Annotated in this window: 17 protein-coding genes; 6 read left to right on the top strand and 11 right to left on the bottom strand. The window is 68.2% G+C overall.

Annotated features, from left to right (window positions below):
* Positions 1-87: 87 nt before the first annotated feature.
* Positions 88-1,791, bottom strand: coding sequence for a 3-oxosteroid 1-dehydrogenase (gene kstD / locus ACFVVI_RS19940; RefSeq protein ID WP_387446243.1), 1,704 nt, complete (start codon positions 1,789-1,791; stop codon positions 88-90).
* Positions 1,792-1,963: 172 nt separating this feature from the next.
* Here kstD and ACFVVI_RS19935 point away from each other — a divergent pair, with 172 nt between their 5' ends.
* From ACFVVI_RS19935 to dmpG, 3 genes are read left to right on the top strand one after another with little or no spacing between them, the layout of a single operon-like run.
* Positions 1,964-2,749: a 2-keto-4-pentenoate hydratase gene (locus ACFVVI_RS19935; RefSeq protein WP_387446241.1), complete on the top strand. Its 786-nt coding sequence runs from the start codon at positions 1,964-1,966 to the stop codon at positions 2,747-2,749.
* 19 nt (positions 2,750-2,768) lie between these two features.
* Positions 2,769-3,674 carry an acetaldehyde dehydrogenase (acetylating) gene (locus tag ACFVVI_RS19930; RefSeq protein ID WP_378990693.1) on the top strand — a complete coding sequence of 302 codons (906 nt, stop codon included), beginning with the start codon at positions 2,769-2,771 and terminating at the stop codon, positions 3,672-3,674.
* A 14-nt stretch (positions 3,675-3,688) separates the two neighbouring features.
* Positions 3,689-4,738, top strand: a complete 1,050-nt coding sequence (gene dmpG, locus ACFVVI_RS19925) for a 4-hydroxy-2-oxovalerate aldolase (protein ID WP_387446239.1) — start codon at positions 3,689-3,691, stop codon at positions 4,736-4,738.
* A gap of 136 nt (positions 4,739-4,874) precedes the next feature.
* Here the strand turns inward: dmpG and ACFVVI_RS19920 are convergent, their stop codons facing one another.
* On the bottom strand, positions 4,875-5,627 hold the full coding sequence (locus ACFVVI_RS19920) for an SDR family oxidoreductase (RefSeq protein ID WP_387446237.1): 753 nt from the start codon (positions 5,625-5,627) through the stop codon (positions 4,875-4,877).
* A gap of 71 nt (positions 5,628-5,698) precedes the next feature.
* Here ACFVVI_RS19920 and ACFVVI_RS19915 point away from each other — a divergent pair, with 71 nt between their 5' ends.
* Positions 5,699-6,046, top strand: a complete 348-nt coding sequence (locus ACFVVI_RS19915) for a winged helix-turn-helix transcriptional regulator (protein WP_379312357.1) — start codon at positions 5,699-5,701, stop codon at positions 6,044-6,046.
* A 69-nt stretch (positions 6,047-6,115) separates the two neighbouring features.
* On the top strand, positions 6,116-6,946 hold the full coding sequence (locus ACFVVI_RS19910; protein ID WP_387446536.1) for a GNAT family N-acetyltransferase: 831 nt from the start codon (positions 6,116-6,118) through the stop codon (positions 6,944-6,946).
* 7 nt (positions 6,947-6,953) lie between these two features.
* Here the strand turns inward: ACFVVI_RS19910 and ACFVVI_RS19905 are convergent, their stop codons facing one another.
* From ACFVVI_RS19905 to zapE, 6 genes are all read right to left on the bottom strand, one after another.
* Complete coding sequence (locus ACFVVI_RS19905; protein WP_387446236.1) at positions 6,954-7,403, bottom strand: hypothetical protein; 450 nt, start codon at positions 7,401-7,403, stop codon at positions 6,954-6,956.
* Complete coding sequence (locus ACFVVI_RS19900; protein WP_387446234.1) at positions 7,400-8,674, bottom strand: DUF58 domain-containing protein; 1,275 nt, start codon at positions 8,672-8,674, stop codon at positions 7,400-7,402. Before ACFVVI_RS19900 ends, ACFVVI_RS19905 begins: the two co-directional genes overlap by 4 nt.
* Complete coding sequence (locus tag ACFVVI_RS19895; protein WP_378970823.1) at positions 8,671-9,633, bottom strand: AAA family ATPase; 963 nt, start codon at positions 9,631-9,633, stop codon at positions 8,671-8,673. The genes ACFVVI_RS19900 and ACFVVI_RS19895 overlap by 4 nt, the downstream gene beginning before the upstream one ends.
* Positions 9,634-9,650: 17 nt before the next feature.
* On the bottom strand, positions 9,651-10,145 hold the full coding sequence (locus ACFVVI_RS19890; protein ID WP_101464691.1) for a hypothetical protein: 495 nt from the start codon (positions 10,143-10,145) through the stop codon (positions 9,651-9,653).
* A 64-nt stretch (positions 10,146-10,209) separates the two neighbouring features.
* A complete protein-coding gene (locus ACFVVI_RS19885; RefSeq protein ID WP_378990699.1) occupies positions 10,210-11,139 on the bottom strand; it encodes a DUF4129 domain-containing protein in 930 nt (309 codons plus the stop codon).
* Positions 11,140-11,277: 138 nt separating this feature from the next.
* On the bottom strand, positions 11,278-12,411 hold the full coding sequence (gene zapE, locus ACFVVI_RS19880) for a cell division protein ZapE (protein WP_387446232.1): 1,134 nt from the start codon (positions 12,409-12,411) through the stop codon (positions 11,278-11,280).
* A gap of 65 nt (positions 12,412-12,476) precedes the next feature.
* On the opposite strand from zapE, the gene ACFVVI_RS19875 reads away from it, so the two are divergent.
* Positions 12,477-13,115 (top strand): TetR/AcrR family transcriptional regulator, encoded by a 639-nt coding sequence (locus ACFVVI_RS19875; protein ID WP_387446231.1) that lies wholly within the window; start codon positions 12,477-12,479, stop codon positions 13,113-13,115.
* On the opposite strand, the gene ACFVVI_RS19870 is transcribed toward ACFVVI_RS19875, so the two are convergent.
* Genes ACFVVI_RS19870 through ACFVVI_RS19860 form a run of 3 tightly spaced genes read right to left on the bottom strand, consistent with a single transcriptional unit; the run spans position 13,088 to position 15,160 of the window.
* The gene (locus tag ACFVVI_RS19870) at positions 13,088-13,525 is read right to left on the bottom strand and encodes an NUDIX domain-containing protein (protein WP_387446229.1); all 438 of its coding nucleotides are present in this window, start codon (positions 13,523-13,525) and stop codon (positions 13,088-13,090) included. The two genes, ACFVVI_RS19875 and ACFVVI_RS19870, sit on opposite strands and share 28 nt — an antisense overlap.
* 25 nt (positions 13,526-13,550) lie before the next feature.
* Positions 13,551-14,741, bottom strand: a complete 1,191-nt coding sequence (locus tag ACFVVI_RS19865; RefSeq protein ID WP_378990703.1) for a lipid-transfer protein — start codon at positions 14,739-14,741, stop codon at positions 13,551-13,553.
* A complete protein-coding gene (locus tag ACFVVI_RS19860; protein WP_378990704.1) occupies positions 14,738-15,160 on the bottom strand; it encodes a MaoC family dehydratase in 423 nt (140 codons plus the stop codon). Before ACFVVI_RS19860 ends, ACFVVI_RS19865 begins: the two co-directional genes overlap by 4 nt.
* Positions 15,161-15,164 lie beyond the last annotated feature (4 nt).

Here is a 15,164-nt window from a genome sequence, read left to right as displayed (position 1 = left end):
TCGTTCATCCGTCGACCTCGTCCGCCGACCCGGTCGTCGAGACGTCGATGACCGCCAGGTAGCCGATCGTGATCGTCGGACTGACCCTCATGCTGTCGCCTTCGTCGAGTCGGTCGACTTCTTGGCGACGATGTCGAGGACCGCCAGGTAGGCGAAGGTGATCGCGGGGCCGATGGTGGCGCCGGGGCCCGCGTAGGTGTGGCCCATCACCGGCGAGCTGGTGTTGCCCGCGGCGTAGAGGCCGTCGATGACGGAATCGTCCTCGCGCAGCACACGTGCGGCCGTATCGGTGACGAGGCCGCCCTTGGTGCCGAGGTCGCCGGGCACCATCTTCGCCGCGTAGAACGGGCCCTGCGACAGTTCGGCCAGGCACGGATTCGGCTTCACGGTCGGGTCGCCGTAGTAGCGGTCGTAGTGGCTGTTGCCGCGGCCGAAGTCCTCGTCCTCGCCCGCGGCGGCGAAGCCGTTGAAACGCTCGATCGTCGAGGTCAGGTTGTCGACGGGCACGCCGATGCGCTCGGCGAGCTCCCCGATCGTGTCGGCCTTGACGATGTAGTCGTTCTCCATCCAGCGCGACGGAAAGCGCTGTCCCGGTTGCAGGCCCGCGAAGATGTAGCGGTTGCGGTAGCGCTGGTCGAACACCAGCCAGGACGGCACGTTCTCGCCGGGGCCCGCACCCTGCCCGTACTCACCGCCGTACATGGTGTGCACCGCCTCGACGTAGGGGGCGGACTCGTTGCCGAACCGCTCGCCCCGGTCGTTGACCATGATGGTGCCGGGCAGGTTGCGCTCGGCCAGCGCGAACCAGGGTTTGCCGCCCTTGAAGATCGTCGGACCCCACCAGGCGTCCTCCATGAATCCGACCGTCGCACCCGCTGCCATACCCGCGACGATGCCATCGCCGGTGTTGGCCGCGGCACCGGTTGTCCACTCAGTGGTTATCGGCTGACGCTGGTACTTGGCCCGCATGTCGGCATTGTGCTCGAACCCGCCCGCGCCGAGGACCACGCCGTAGCGCGCGGTGAAGGTGACCGGTTCGCCATCGACGGTGGCCTTGACCCCGGTGACCTTGCCGTCGGTGACCACCAGGTCGGTGAGTGGGGTGTTGAGCAGCACCGGCACGCCCGCGTCGAGCAGGCCCTTGCGCATGGCGGCGATGATGGCCTGCCCCATGCCGAGCAGATGCTTGCCGGTCCACTTGGCCAGGTAGGTGCGCGCGCCGACGCGCAGCGCCCGCATCGCGCCCTTGGGATGACGGCGGATCAGGTTGAGCCGTACGAAGTCGGCCTGCATGACGACCACGTTCAGCGGCGCCTTGGCGTAGGGCGGTTCCAGATTGGCCAGTTCCGCGCCGAGCACCTTGCCGTTGAACGGCGTGGGCTCGCACGAACGTCCCTGGCCGAGCCCGCCCGGGGCCTCGGGGTAGTAGTCGGAGTAGCCGGGAACCCACTTCATCTTCAGCGGGGTGTGGTCGAGGACGAAGTCGAACGCCTCGGCGCCGCGATCGAGGTAGGTGTCGATCTTCTCGGCGGGCACCACGTCGCCGATGATGCTGTGCAGGTAGGTGCGCGCGTCCTCGCGGTCGTCGGGGCGGCCCGCGGCGAGCAACGCCTTGTTGCCCGGAATCCAGACGCCACCGCCGGATCGGGCCGTCGACCCACCGTAGTGCGCGGCCTTCTCCAGCAGCACAACGCTCAGTCCCTTGTGCGCCGCCGCGAGGGCGGCGGTCATCCCGGCGGCGCCGCTACCGACGACCACGACATCGTATTCCCGATCACTCATGTAGAACACGTTATAGAAGGGTCCGGTCGTTGGACAGATAAAAGTAGAACTCAGTAGAACATGTTGCAGAAATCACCAGATGTAGCGTTGTATTGTCAGGTGAACGGCTGATGCTGAACTGGAAAACCGGTTACAGTTTTGGCATCTAGATCCTTCCGACCGTGCTGCCAAGGAGGTCCGCGTGCTGCCTGACGCGGTACGAACTCAACTCGCCGACGAACTCGCCCGCGCCGAAGACGACCGGGTCGCCGTGTCGCCGCTCGTCGACCGGTTCCCCGATATCGATGTGGTCGACGCCTACGAGATCCAGCTGCTCAACATCCAGCGCAGGCTCCGGTCCGGCGCGAAGGTCGTCGGGCACAAGGTGGGGCTGTCGTCGAAGGCGATGCAGGAGATGATGGGCGTCGACGAGCCCGACTACGGTCACCTGCTCGCCGACATGGAGGTCTACGAAGACGTCCCCGTCGACACCGCGAAGTTCCTGCTGCCGCGCGTGGAGGTCGAGGTCGGATTCGTGCTCGGCGCCGATCTGCCCGGTGAGGACTGCACCGAGGCCGACGTGCTGGCCGCGACTGTCGCGTACGCGCCCTCGATCGAACTCATCGACTCGCGCATCAACGACTGGAAGATCGGCCTGACCGACACCATCGCCGACAACGCCTCCTCGGCCGGGTGGGTGCTCGGCAAAGAACGCGTCGCACCCGGCGACATCGACATCAAGGCCATCGACGCCGTACTCACCCGCAACGGCGAGGTCATCGCCGAGGGCCGCAGCGACGCGGTGCTGGGCGATCCGGTGATCGCCGTCGCGTGGCTGGCGCGCAAGGTCGCGACCTTCGGGGTGCGGTTGAAGAAGGGCGACATCGTGCTCCCCGGTTCCTGCACCCGCGCCATCGACGCCCGCCCCGGTGACGACTTCCTCGCCGAGTTCACCGGACTCGGTTCCGTCCGTTTGCGTTTCAGCTGAGACTTCCTAGGAGTACACCGTGACCAGCAAAGTCACCGCCGCGATCGTGGGGTCCGGCAACATCAGCACCGACCTGCTGTACAAGCTGCTGCGCTCGGACAAGATCGAGCCGCGCTGGATGATCGGCATCGACCCGGATTCGGAGGGGCTGAAGCGGGCACGCGGGCTGGGTCTGGAAACCTCCGCCGAGGGCGCGGACTGGCTGCTCGCCCTCGACGAGAAGCCCGATCTGCTGTTCGAGGCCACCTCCGCCTACGTACACCGTGCGTACGCGCCGAAATACGAGGCCGCGGGTATTCGTGCCGTCGACCTCACCCCGGCCGCCGTCGGCCCGGCCGTGATCCCCCCGGTGAACCTGGATTCGCTGCGGGACGCGGCGAACGTCAACATGATCACCTGCGGTGGCCAGGCCACGATTCCGATGGTCAACGCGGTCTCGCGGGTTGTCCCGGTGTCCTACGCCGAGATCGTGGCCTCGGTGTCCTCGGTGTCGGCCGGTCCGGGTACCCGCGCGAACATCGACGAGTTCACCAAGACCACCTCCAAGGGTGTGGAGACCATCGGTGGCGCCGAACGCGGTAAGGCCATCATCATCCTGAACCCGGCCGAGCCGCCGATGATCATGCGCGACACCATCTTCTGCGCCATCCCCGAGGATGCCGACCGCGACGCGATCTCCGAGTCGATCTTCCGGATGGAGAAGTCCATTCAGGAGTACGTGCCCGGCTACCGGCTGCTCAACGAACCCCAGTTCGACGACCCGTCGCTGGTATCCGGCGGCTTGGCGAAGGTGTCGATCTTCGTCGAGGTCGAGGGTGCGGGCGACTTCCTGCCGCCGTACGCGGGCAACCTCGACATCATGACGGCCGCGGCCACCAAGGTCGGCGATGTGCTGGCCGATCAAATCATCTCGGCTCGGGTGTAAGGGAGAACTCAATCATGAGCAATGTGCGCAAGCCCTACTCGGGCGAACTCGATGTGCGCGTTACCGATACCTCGCTGCGTGACGGCTCGCATCACAAGCGTCACCAGTTCACCGTGACCGAGGTTCGCGACATCGTCGGCGCGCTCGACGCGTCCGGTGTCCCGGTCATCGAGGTCACCCACGGTGACGGCCTGGCCGGGTCCTCGTTCAACTACGGGTTCTCCAAGACCCCGGAGCAGGAACTGATCAAGGCCGCCGCGGAGACCGCCAAGCAGGCCAAGATCGCCTTCCTGATGCTGCCCGGTGTGGGCATCAAGGAGGACATCAAGATCTCGCAGGACAACGGCGCGTCCATCTGCCGCATCGCCACCCACTGCACCGAAGCCGATGTGTCCATTCAGCACTTCGGCTACGCGCGGGATCTGGGCCTGGAGACCGTCGGCTTCCTGATGATGGCGCACAGCACTACCCCGGAACTGCTGGCCAAGCAGGCGCGCATCATGGCCGACGCGGGCTGCCAGTGCGTGTACGTCGTCGACTCGGCGGGCGCGCTTGTGCTGGAACAGGTTTCGGACCGCGTCTCGGCGCTGGTGGCCGAACTCGGCGACGACGCCCAGGTCGGCTTCCACGGCCACGAGAACCTCGGCCTCGCCGTGGCGAACTCGGTCTACGCCGTGCGCGCGGGCGCCACCCAGATCGACGGTTCGGCTCGCCGCTTCGGCGCGGGCGCGGGCAACCTGCCGGTCGAAGCCTTCATCGGCGTCTGCGACAAGCTCGGTGTCAAGACCGGCGTGGACTTCTTCGCCGTCACCGACGCCGCCGAGGACGTGGTCCGCCCGGCCATGCCGTCGGAATGCCTGCTCGACCGTCAGGCCCTGATGATGGGCTACGCGGGCGTCTACTCCAGCTTCCTGCGCCACGCCGAACGCCAGGCCGAACGCTACGGCGTCTCCGCCGCCGAAATGCTCGTCCGCGCCGGCAAGCGCAAGCTCGTCGGCGGCCAGGAAGACCAGCTCATCGACATCGCCCTGGAACTCCAGCGCGAAGCTTCGGTCACCGCCTGATAGTTCCTCACCCAGCACCGGGCCGCCAGATATCCTGCCGGCCCGGTGCTGTTTCTCTGCACACAGCTTCTTTGTGCACAGCGATCCCAAGGACTAACTGCTGCGGGTTCGACTCGATCCAATTGGATCGAGTCCGTCACCGCCGCGATGCGGCCTGGTAGTCGTGACCGCCGACGTAGAACGTGTGGCCGTCCGCGACCGCGTCGGTGCCGGCCTGAACGATCACACGCGCGAAGTCCTCGACCGTGGGCAACGGGCCTGCCGCGCGGCGGGATTCGACACTGCCCGGGTCGCGCCGTTCCAGCAGGCGGACGATGATCGTCCCGTCGATCATGTCGCCGGACACCACCGTGAAACCGACTCCGCGCTCACGGAATTCGGGGATCAGCGCTCGCAGCGCATCCTCGCCGGCCCGCTTGCTCCGTGCGATCGGCGTGTAACCCTGTGGCACGTTGTCGTTTTCGTGGATGAAGTGCGCCTGATGGCTGGTGACGAACACGATCCGGCCGCCCTCGGGCATCAGCGGCAGCATCGCCGTCGCCAGGTTCACCTGCGCATCCCGGTTGAGTCGGAGCGCGTACCCGGCATCGGCGTCCCGCTCGAGTCCGCCGGACGCGTTGAGCACCAAGGTATCCAGCCGGCCGAACGTCCGGCCGACCTCCTCGACCATCGCCTCGACAGCCGCCGGATCGGAGACATCGGCGCCGAGCACCGAGGCGCTGCCGCCCGCCGTCACGATCCCGTCCACGACATCCTGGGCCCGCTTGCGCTTCTCCCGGAAGTTCACGACGACATGCGCTCCCGCCGCCCCGAACTGCGCGGCCGCCTCCGCCCCGATGCCCCGCGAGGCCCCGGTCACCAGCACGATTCGCTGAATTGTCGAATCCATCGTCGATCTCCTCGCCACATCCCCGACCGGTCATAACGCTTCTGATTCAGAAGCAACTATCGTGCTTCTGAATGAGAAGCGCAACTGGCGACGAACCCTCGCAAGCGATCCTGGCCGCGATCGACCTACTCGGCCAGCGCTGGATGCTGCGCGTGATCTGGGAACTGGAGCCGGGCCCTCTCGGTTTCCTCGACCTCCGCCGTCGCATGGGCAACTGCTCGTCGAGCATGCTCTCGGACCGACTCCAGCAGCTCCAGTCCGCGGCGCTGATCCGCAAGAACGGCCAGCGCGGCGCCTACGAGCTCACCACCGAAGGCGCCCTCCTCGCCGAGTCTCTCCAGCCCCTGTGGGACTGGTCCGAGAACCGGACCCCCACCGGCGACGGCGACGGGCGGATCCCCTGGCGGCCCGACCGCTAGTCCGCCGACCCTCCGAAACTCGCTGGACAGGGGCGATATAACTGGCTGATGAGCGAGGATGCGGCGGCGTTGTTCTGCGATACCGGCATGGCCGGTCGAATCGAGCGGATGGAGACCGAGGCCATTGCCGGTGGGGTGAACGCGGGACTCCGCGGGACGACCACGACGACCGGCCGGTTCACACAGGAGATCGCCGGTGGCGCAGCGTGTTTCGCCGGCCCGAACTCGCCGTTGAACAAGGTGGTCGGCGTCGGCTTCGCCGGGGTGCCCTCGACGGCGCAGTGGGAGGCGGTCGAACAGGCTTATGCCGAGGTGGGGGCGCCGGTCCAGGTCGAGCTGGCCCATCTCGCCGACCCGCGGATCGGCGCCGAACTGACCGCGCGCGGGTATCGGCTGACATCGTTCGAGAACGTGCTCGGCCTGCGCCTGCGCGGCCGTGCGTGGCTGGTTCCGCAGTCGGTCGAGGTGCGCCGCGATGACGACGACATGGATTCCTGGCTCGATATCGTCGTCGACGGCTTCGCCCACCCCGACGACGACGGCCTACCCGCCACCGAGGACTTCCCCCGCGACATCCTCGCCTCCGCCGTCCGAGACCTGGCCGCCACCAACAACACCCATCGCTACCTGGCCTACCGCGCAGGCGAGCCCGCAGGCGGCGCGAGCCTTCGCCTGACCGGCGGCATCGCCGCTCTCGCCGGGGCGGCGACGCTCCCCGAGCATCGTCGACAAGGCGTCCAGACAGCGCTGCTCTCCACCCGGCTCAACGCGGCGGCCGCGGCCGACTGCGACCTCGCGGTCGTCACCACCCAGCCCGGATCGAAATCCCAGCAGAACTCCCAAGCCCAAGGCTTCGCCCTGCTCTACACCCGGGCGGTGCTGGTCAAAGATCCCGCCTGACCACGACCTACTCGGTGCGGATCTCTTCGACGGTGGGGCCCTTGGCCGAGAGGCCGCTCACCAGGAGCGCGTAGATCGCGACGATGAGGATGGGCGCGGCCAGAGGCGCCCAGATCAGCTGGACGGGGACCCAGGCCGCCGTGGCGGCGGCGATGGTGAACAGGACCGCGCCGCCCACCGAGGGGATGGTGGTGGGGACCACACCCTCGGGGGCGTGCAGGACGGCCGCGTTGAGCAGGTAGGTGGTGGCGACCAAACCTGTTGCCGCTGCGGCTATTACGCCGACGTCGGCGAAAGCAAGAGCGGCGACGGTGATCAGCACCGCGCCGACCGAGGCCGGGCGCCACCACCAGCTCGCGATCACCAGGGCCAGCGCGGGCACCCCGGCGAGGGGATTGATCAGCGCGACCGCGGCGACCAGGAGCAGACCGGCCAGCAGAGCAAGGAATCTCGTCATCGGCGTACCCGTACTGCTCGGCGGTGTTCGGGGAGCAGGCGCATGGCCTGGTCCAGGCGGGTGTCTTCGGGCCAGGCGATGATGTCGACGCCGACGGTGCCCATGTCCCGATACATCGAGGCCCGTTCGAGCTGCCACATCTTGGCCATGGTCGGGTCGAGGCCGTCCTCGAAGGGTGTGCCGCGCAGGACGTCGACCGCGACCACCACGTGGCCGCGTTTGCGCAGGTCGATCAGGGCCAGCGCGAACTGGGTGTCGAGCAGGGTGGAGAAGGCCACCACGATCGCGCCGATCGGCACGGCGGCGTGCGGCGCCAGGGTGCCGGTGGTCTCGACGTGTTCGTCGCCGACGCCCAGAACGGTGTCGACGATGCGGTAGAACTGTCTGCGGCCGATGTCGGGGCGCAGCCAGCGGGGCGATTCACCGAGGCAGACCACGGCGGTGCGGTCGCCGGATTGCAGGGTCGACTGCACCACCTGGGCGGCGCCGCGCACCGACAGTTCCAGCGAAGCGCTGGCGGGGCCGGGCGCCTGCAAAGATGTGTCGACCATGACGACCACGTCGGCGGAGCGGTTGGTGAACCGCTGGGTGACGTAGAGCCTGCCGCGCCGCGCGCTCACCGGCCAGTTGACGGCGCGCAATTGATCGCCCGGCGTGTAGGCGCGGATGTCGGCGTATTCGACACCGGGGCCGTGCCTGCGGGTCAGGTGGGTGCCGATGCGGTCGGGAAGTTCGGTGCGCGGCATGCGCATTCGCTGCGGATCGGCGATGGGATACACGTAGAGCTTGGCCGCGGGCAGCTCGGTCGTCGCGACCGCGAGACCGGCCGGGCTCAGCGCGGACACCTTCACCTGCACCGGATACCGGCCCCAGCGGGTGGCCGAGAGCCCGAGCCGCATGCCCGCGGGCGCACCACCGGAATCGTGGGCTTCCTCGACCTCGAGCTCCAGGCCGGGCATCGGCAGGGCGGTCATCCGCAGCAGCGCGTGCCCGCTCTCGACGAAAGCGACCGCGCTGCAACCGATCACCTCGTTCTCGAAACAGCGCACGGTGCCGCTGCCGTCGACCTGGACCCTGGTCGGCGCCTGCTGCCACGGCGAGGTGGCGAGCACACCGAGCATCGGCGCCGCGAAGACGACCAGCTGCCACTGCCCCAGCAGCACCGCGACGACCAGTGCCGCTGCCGCGCAACCGGCCAGGATGAACACCAGTGGCGCGGGCCGCCACCGGAGGTCGACCTCGACCGTTCTGGATTCGTCGCGATGCTTCATGTGCTCGTGGCGCGGGGCACCGGTAGCCGGCGGAGTAGTTCGGTGATGACGTCCTCGCCACGGATACGACGCACCCACATTTCGGGGCGCAACGTGATGCGATGCGACATCGCCGCCACCGCGAGGGCTTTCACGTCTTCGGGAATCACATAGTCGCGCCCGAGGAGCAGCGCCCTCGCCCGCGACATCTGCACCAGATCGAGTTCGGCACGTGGGCTGGCGCCGACTTCCACCTGCGGATGACTGCGGGTGGCCGAGGCCAGCGCGACGACGTAGCTCACCACGTCGGGGTGCACCGTGACGAACTCGACCGACTGACGCATCTCCATCAGCCCCTGCGCGTCGACCACCTGGCCCACTTGCGGTGCGGTGGAACCACGTTCGAGCCTGCGCCGGATCATCTGCGTCTCGTCGGCCTCGGAGAGGTATCCGAGACGCAGCTGGATGGCGAAGCGGTCGAGCTGGGCCTCGGGCAGCGGGTAGGTGCCCTCGTACTCGATCGGGTTGTCGGTGGCCAGCACCACGAAAGGCTGTGGGAGCAGGAAGGTTTCGCCGTCGATACTCACCTGACCCTCGGCCATCGCCTCCAGCAGCGCGGCCTGGGTCTTGGGCGGCGTGCGGTTGATCTCGTCGGCGAGCAGCACATTGGTGAACACCGGACCGCGACGGAAGTTGAACCGGCCCGACGCCATGTCATAGATCGTCGAACCCAGCAGGTCGGCGGGCAGTAGATCGGGCGTGAACTGCACGCGGGTGAAGTCCAGGCCGAGCGCGGCCGCGAAAGACCGCGCGATCAGGGTCTTTCCGAGGCCCGGCAGGTCCTCGATGAGTACGTGGCCTCCGGCCAGCACGGCAATCATGATGAGCTGCAACTCATCTCGCTTGCCGACCACGACACGGCCCAGCTCACGCAGTACGGCATCGGAGCGCTGGACGGTCACGTTCAACGGCATTGTCATCGGTGGCCTCTAACCCCTCACATCGTCTGCAAACGGCGCAGGATCTCATCCAGCGCCTCTCTACCCGGTGCGCGACCGGTGTGATCGCGCAACGCGGAGTTCGCCGGATCCACCCAGCGCCACAGTTCAGGTCCGAACTGCAGCTGACCGGCGGCCTCGGTGGCCCGGCGATTCTTGGAAACCCTCAGCCCGGTGGACAGCTCGAATTCCTTGGCGAGCAGCGGCCGCAGGTGGCGGTCCCAGTCGGCGCGGGTGCCGTCGGCGCGGGCGGTGAGCATCTCGGCGCGCGCGTGCCAGCGACCGAGCATCTCCGCCGGACCGTTGTCGATGTACTCGGTGAGCGGTTCCTCGCGGATCACGCGGTGCCGCAGCGACCAGACCAGCATCGCGAGCGCCGCGGCCACCGGCACGGCGACCGCGAGCAGCACCGAGTCACGATCAAGACGCACCAACGTCACTTCGATCACCGCGACCGCGAGCACGGCCGTCACAATCACCGAAGTCCGGTTCACGCTGAGCCCTCCTGGCATGCTCCGGCGACCTGCGTGGTGACGCGAGCTACCGCCTCCGGTCCGCTCATGCCGTCACCAGCCTGCGCTGCAGGTCCGTGAGGACGATGCGCAGCAGTTGTTCGGCGCGCATGCGCTGCCATTCGAGCATCGAGTGCGGGCTGAACCGCGCCTCCTCGAACAGCGCGACCAGCTCGCGGGCCGAAGCATCGTGCAGCACACCGCTTTCGAAGGCCCTGGCCAGCACCTCCATCGGGGTGTCCGAGGCCAGCGGGCGGGCGGCGCGGTCGCTGGACAGACCGCGCTCCATCGCCACATAGCAGGCGATGATGGCGGTGCGCGGGTCCTGACCCGGGGCGTTCATCGCCGCGAGGCCCATTTCGGCGGCGCGCGTGAGGGAGTCGACTTCACTCGAGGTCGGTTCGTCCTCGACGGGCGCGACGGGGGCCGGTTCACGACGCGCGGCGACAGCCACGACGACCAGGCCGACCAGCGCGACCACGATCAGCACGATGGCCAGGATCGCCGCGATCACCAGGGCGGTGCCGGTGAGTTCGGTGGGTCCGGTGGTGGGATCCGCGGCATGGGTGTCGGTCGTGGGGACGGGGCCGGAGCCCTCGGTCAGCGTCTCGGAGGCCGGGCGCATCGGGCGGGCGCCGGGCAGCAGGAACAGTGCGGTGACCCCGCCTGCGAAGATCAGCGCCACCGCGGCGACGGCGACCGGGACCAGCAGCGCCATCCTGCGCCACTGGATGCGCGGCATGGCGTCGCGTTCGGCTTCCGGCATCGCCAGCGGCAGGCGGTGCTGACTGGCGATCACGCCCGCGACCAGGATGACGATCGAGACCAGCAGCAGTACCGGCATCACGGCGACGAGCAGCGCGGAAGGGGCTCCGGTCGAGGTCGCGCCGGAGCCGGGCAGCGTGCCCTGCAACGCGATCGTCGAAGCGACGACCAGTGCGATCACGACGATCGCCCGCGTAATGGGCTGATTCACCCCGATCACAGCTGTACCACCAAACCCCAGAGACTGCACAAAACAGCCACATAGTTACATGCCGAGTGGTCCGCTCGAGAGGAAATCGATGCTTTTGGACCCCTCCCTTCTTATTGTCCCCCCGCGATCAAGGGCTTGCTAAGCAGTGCGAACGTCTGGCACGCCAGTTAATGGCAACTCACCGAGGCGGCTGGCGGTGCGAGCCAGATCGGGGATCGCCGGGACGCCCGCTGTCAGGTCGTGCGCGGGCTCCGGAGCGTGGATCGTGAACGGGAGATCGGCGTCGTAGAGGACATCGACGAGATTCACCAGGCGCATCGACCAGTCCGGCGGGACCTCGCGCAGCGGCGGGACCTCGCGCAGGGTCCAGTGGCGGTAGCGCTCGGTGAGGCGGAGGTAGTCGGCGGCACTGGTGGGGGCGGCGCAGATGTCGTGGAAATCGAGAGTGATGGCATCGGTGGCGGCGTGGGCGCGGATGCTCCGGCCGTTGCCGAGGGACACCTCGACGGGGCCGGCACCCGTCAGGGGTCCGGCACCCACTGTGAGCACGTAGCGACCCGCGAGGAAGCCGGTGTCGCGGTGTGACGTGCGGGTGCGGTAGTCGAGTGGTCCATCGACAGCGACCGGGCGGAGGTGGGCGAGGATCAACTCGATGGTGGGCAGGAACGCGTCGTGGAACAGCGGGTTGGGCAGGAGCTCCTGGGGCCGGTAGTTCGAGGTGACCACGAGGGTGCGGTGGTCGGCGAAGAGGGCTTCGAGCATGCGGGCGACGAGCATGGCATCGCCGATATCGGTGACGTGGAATTCGTCGAAGCAGACCAGGTCGGCGTCGCCGAGGAGTTCGTCGATGGCCCGTTCGATCGAACCCAGCGTGTGCGTGGCGGTATGGAGGGCGGCGAAGAAACTGTGGAAGTGGAAGCGGCGCTTGCACCGTGTCTCGACCGCGCCGAAGAACCGGTCCATCACCATGGTCTTGCCGCGGCCCGGTCGGCCGTGCAGGTAGATGCCGCCGCGATCAGCCCTCGGGTCGCCGGAGCCCCCGGGGCGACCTGCCTGCTGGTTGCCGAGTGCGGCCGGGCGCCCGCGCAGGGCGGCGATAGCGCCCGATCGCCGACCGCCGCTTTCAGCGAGGCGCGGGAGGCCGAACCGGCCAGTGCGTCGAGCAAGGGGCCCACCGTGTGTGAGGTGCCCGCCGACCGGATCGAGCAGTGATTCGAGCGCGTGTAGGGCCGCTTGCTGTGCGGGGTCGAGCACCACGGTGTCGGGTTTCATGCGAACCTCCTCGTTCCTCTACAGTTGTAGAGGACGGGCGTCGCCGACGGCCAGGAGAGGTGACGATGTCCACAGACCGGCGGGCACAGATCGTGACGGGCGCCATCGAACTCATCGCGACCCGGGGCATCCGCGCGCTCACCCACCGCGCGCTGGACACCCAGCTGGCCCTGCCCGCGGGTTCGACTTCGTACTACTTCCGCACGCGACGAGCCCTGATCGAGGCGGTGGCCGACGGGATCACCACCCGCTCACGCGCGGATTTCGTGGCCGCGCAGGACGAATCATCGGCCGACCCGGAAGACCTGACGCGGGTCGCGCGCGCGGAATCAGCAAGTCGGCCGATGGATCCCGTGCAGGTCGCGCACGACATCGCGACCTGGCTCGATCAGCTACTCGTCCATCGCCGTAACGAGCTGATCGCGCGGCACGCCCTGATCATCGAGGTCCTGTCCGACCCAGAACTGCACAGCCGACTGGCGGGCAGCCTGTTCTCCCTGGACCGCGCGACAGACCTGTTCAGCGCCCTCGGCGCCGCCGAACCACGCGAGTGGGCGCACGACTTCCTCGCACTGCTGGAAGGACTCGTCTTCGATCGGTTCGCGGGACTGCGCGCGGGAACAGCGGGCACCGTCGACCAACTCGCCCGACCGCTGACCGATTTCCTGACGAGCGGTCAGTCCCGCCAGCCGAATTCGGAATAGGTGGCGGTCGAATTCAGCGCGGCCAATCCGAGCGCGGAATACTCGATCAGGTCGGCGGGCAACTCGGTCAGCGGAAACCATTGCAATGCATAGCATTTATCGGGTTCCCGATTGAAAGGCTCACCGCGCCACGACTCGACGCGGAAGAACAGGCCGAGCCGGGCGTCGCGACCGAGGGCGGTGACGTGGGCGACGTGGAACAACCGCAGGGCGGTGGGATCGATGTCGACCCCGACCTCCTCCGCGGCCTCACGGACCGCGGCCGCCGCCGCCGACTCGCCGGCTTCGACCTTTCCCGACGGCAGGTGCCAGCGGTGATCGAACTCGTCGCCGCTGCGGCGCAGGCTCAGCAGCACCTCGTCACCGCGGATCAGCAGGACGTGCACGTCGACCAGGTGGCGGGGAGTCACCCGGTCGAGCGTACGAGAGCCGAGGCTACGACGTCAGGACAAGTCCGGAGGTGGGGACGCCGGTACCCGCGGTGACCAGGATGCGTTCCAGGGCGTCGACCTGGTTGACCGAGGTGCCGCGGATCTGGCGAACCGCTTCGGCGATGCCGTTCATGCCGTGGATATAGGCCTCACCGAGCTGGCCGCCGTGGGTGTTGAGCGGAAGGCGTCCGCCGAGCTCGATGGCGCCGTCGGCGATGAAGTTCTTGGCTTCGCCACGGGGGCAGAAGCCGAGCTCCTCGAGCTGCATGAGGACGAACGGGGTGAAGTGGTCGTAGAGGATCGCGGCCTGCATGTCGGCGGCGGTCAGGCCGCTCTGCGCCCACAGCTGGTCGCCGACGAGCCCCATTTCCGGCAGCCCGGTCATGGCGTCGCGGTAGTAGCTGGTCATCACGTACTGGTCCGCGCCGCTGCCCTGCGCGGCGGCCGCGATGATCGCCGGACGCTGCGGGAGGTCGCGGGCGCGTTCGGCGCTCGTGACCACGATGGCGACGCCACCGTCGGATTCCTGGCAGCAGTCGAGCAGGTGCAGCGGTTCGGCGATCCAGCGCGAATCCTGGTGCTGTTCCAAGGTGATCGGCTTGCCGTAGAAGAAAGCGTTGGGGTTCACCGCGGCGTGCTTGCGGTCGGCCACCGCCACCGCGCCGAAATCGGCACTGGTCGCGCCGGTGACATGCATGTACCGGCGGGCGACCATCGCGACCTGCGCGGCGGGCGTGCCGAGCCCCTGCGGGTAGGCCCAGCCCGCGTCGATCCCCGACGACGTGGGCGCGGCGGCCAGCGCGGGCGAGAACTGACCGAATCGGGCGCCGGATCGTTCATTGAACGCGCGATATGCCACCACGACATCGGCTACCCCGGTGGCCACGGCCATCGCGGCCTGCTGCACGGTCGCGCAGGCCGCGCCGCCGCCGTATCCGATGTGGCTGAAGAACTTCAGACTCGGAATGCCGACCGCCCTGGCCACCGCGGCCTGGGTGTTGGTGTCCATGGTGAAGGTGGTGAGGCCGTCGACGTCGGCGGGCGTGAGACCCGCGTCGGCCAGCGCCGCGCCGACCGCCTCCGCGGCCAACCGCAATTCGCTGCGTCCGGAGTCCTTGGAGAAGTCGGTGGCACCGATGCCGACGATGGCGGCGCGACCGGAAAGGCCGGCGGATTCGGCGGAGGTGGTGCTCATTTCGGCTCCAGATCGGGAAGGGCGATGACGGCCGTGGCGGTGATGTGCTCACCGAGGCTGTCTGTGCCGTGCACGTCGATGGTGACCTGGGTGCCGTCGATCTCGGTGACCGTGCCGGAAAGGGTCAGGGTGTCACCGGAGTACAGCGGCACGCCGAGACGAAGAGCGATGCGCTTGACCAGCGCACGCGGACCGGCCCAGTCGGTGACGAAGCGCTGCACCAGACCGGTGTCGGTGAGGATGTTGACGAAGATGTCGCTCGACCCGCGCTCGACCGCCTTGTCGCGGTCGTGGTGCACATCCTGGAAGTCCCTGGTGGCCAGGGCGGTGCTGATCACGAACGTGGGGTCGGCGTGGATCACCAACTGCGGCAGGGTGGTTCCCACCGCGAGGGTGGCGAGTTCGACGGTGGGAGTCATCGGG

Source organism: Nocardia sp. NPDC058114 (assembly GCF_042884695.1).
Classification (GTDB): Bacteria; Actinomycetota; Actinomycetes; order Mycobacteriales; family Mycobacteriaceae; genus Nocardia.
Note: the sequence above shows the minus strand (reverse complement) of the source record. Positions and strands in the feature narration are given on the sequence as shown.

Excerpts from the sequence above, each read along its gene's own strand:
- ACFVVI_RS19895 (WP_378970823.1), bottom strand. The coding sequence starts at position 9,633 with ATGACAATGCCGTTGAACGTGACCGTCCAGCGCTCCGATGCCGTACTG.
- dmpG (WP_387446239.1), top strand. The coding sequence starts at position 3,689 with ATGAGCAATGTGCGCAAGCCCTACTCGGGCGAACTCGATGTGCGCGTT.
- ACFVVI_RS19905 (WP_387446236.1), bottom strand. The coding sequence starts at position 7,403 with ATGACGAGATTCCTTGCTCTGCTGGCCGGTCTGCTCCTGGTCGCCGCG.
- ACFVVI_RS19920 (WP_387446237.1), bottom strand. The coding sequence starts at position 5,627 with ATGGATTCGACAATTCAGCGAATCGTGCTGGTGACCGGGGCCTCGCGG.
- ACFVVI_RS19875 (WP_387446231.1), top strand. The coding sequence starts at position 12,477 with ATGTCCACAGACCGGCGGGCACAGATCGTGACGGGCGCCATCGAACTC.
- ACFVVI_RS19865 (WP_378990703.1), bottom strand. The coding sequence starts at position 14,741 with ATGAGCACCACCTCCGCCGAATCCGCCGGCCTTTCCGGTCGCGCCGCC.
- ACFVVI_RS19915 (WP_379312357.1), top strand. The coding sequence starts at position 5,699 with ATGAGAAGCGCAACTGGCGACGAACCCTCGCAAGCGATCCTGGCCGCG.
- ACFVVI_RS19860 (WP_378990704.1), bottom strand. The coding sequence starts at position 15,160 with ATGACTCCCACCGTCGAACTCGCCACCCTCGCGGTGGGAACCACCCTG.
- zapE (WP_387446232.1), bottom strand. The coding sequence starts at position 12,411 with ATGAAACCCGACACCGTGGTGCTCGACCCCGCACAGCAAGCGGCCCTA.
- ACFVVI_RS19900 (WP_387446234.1), bottom strand. The coding sequence starts at position 8,674 with ATGAAGCATCGCGACGAATCCAGAACGGTCGAGGTCGACCTCCGGTGG.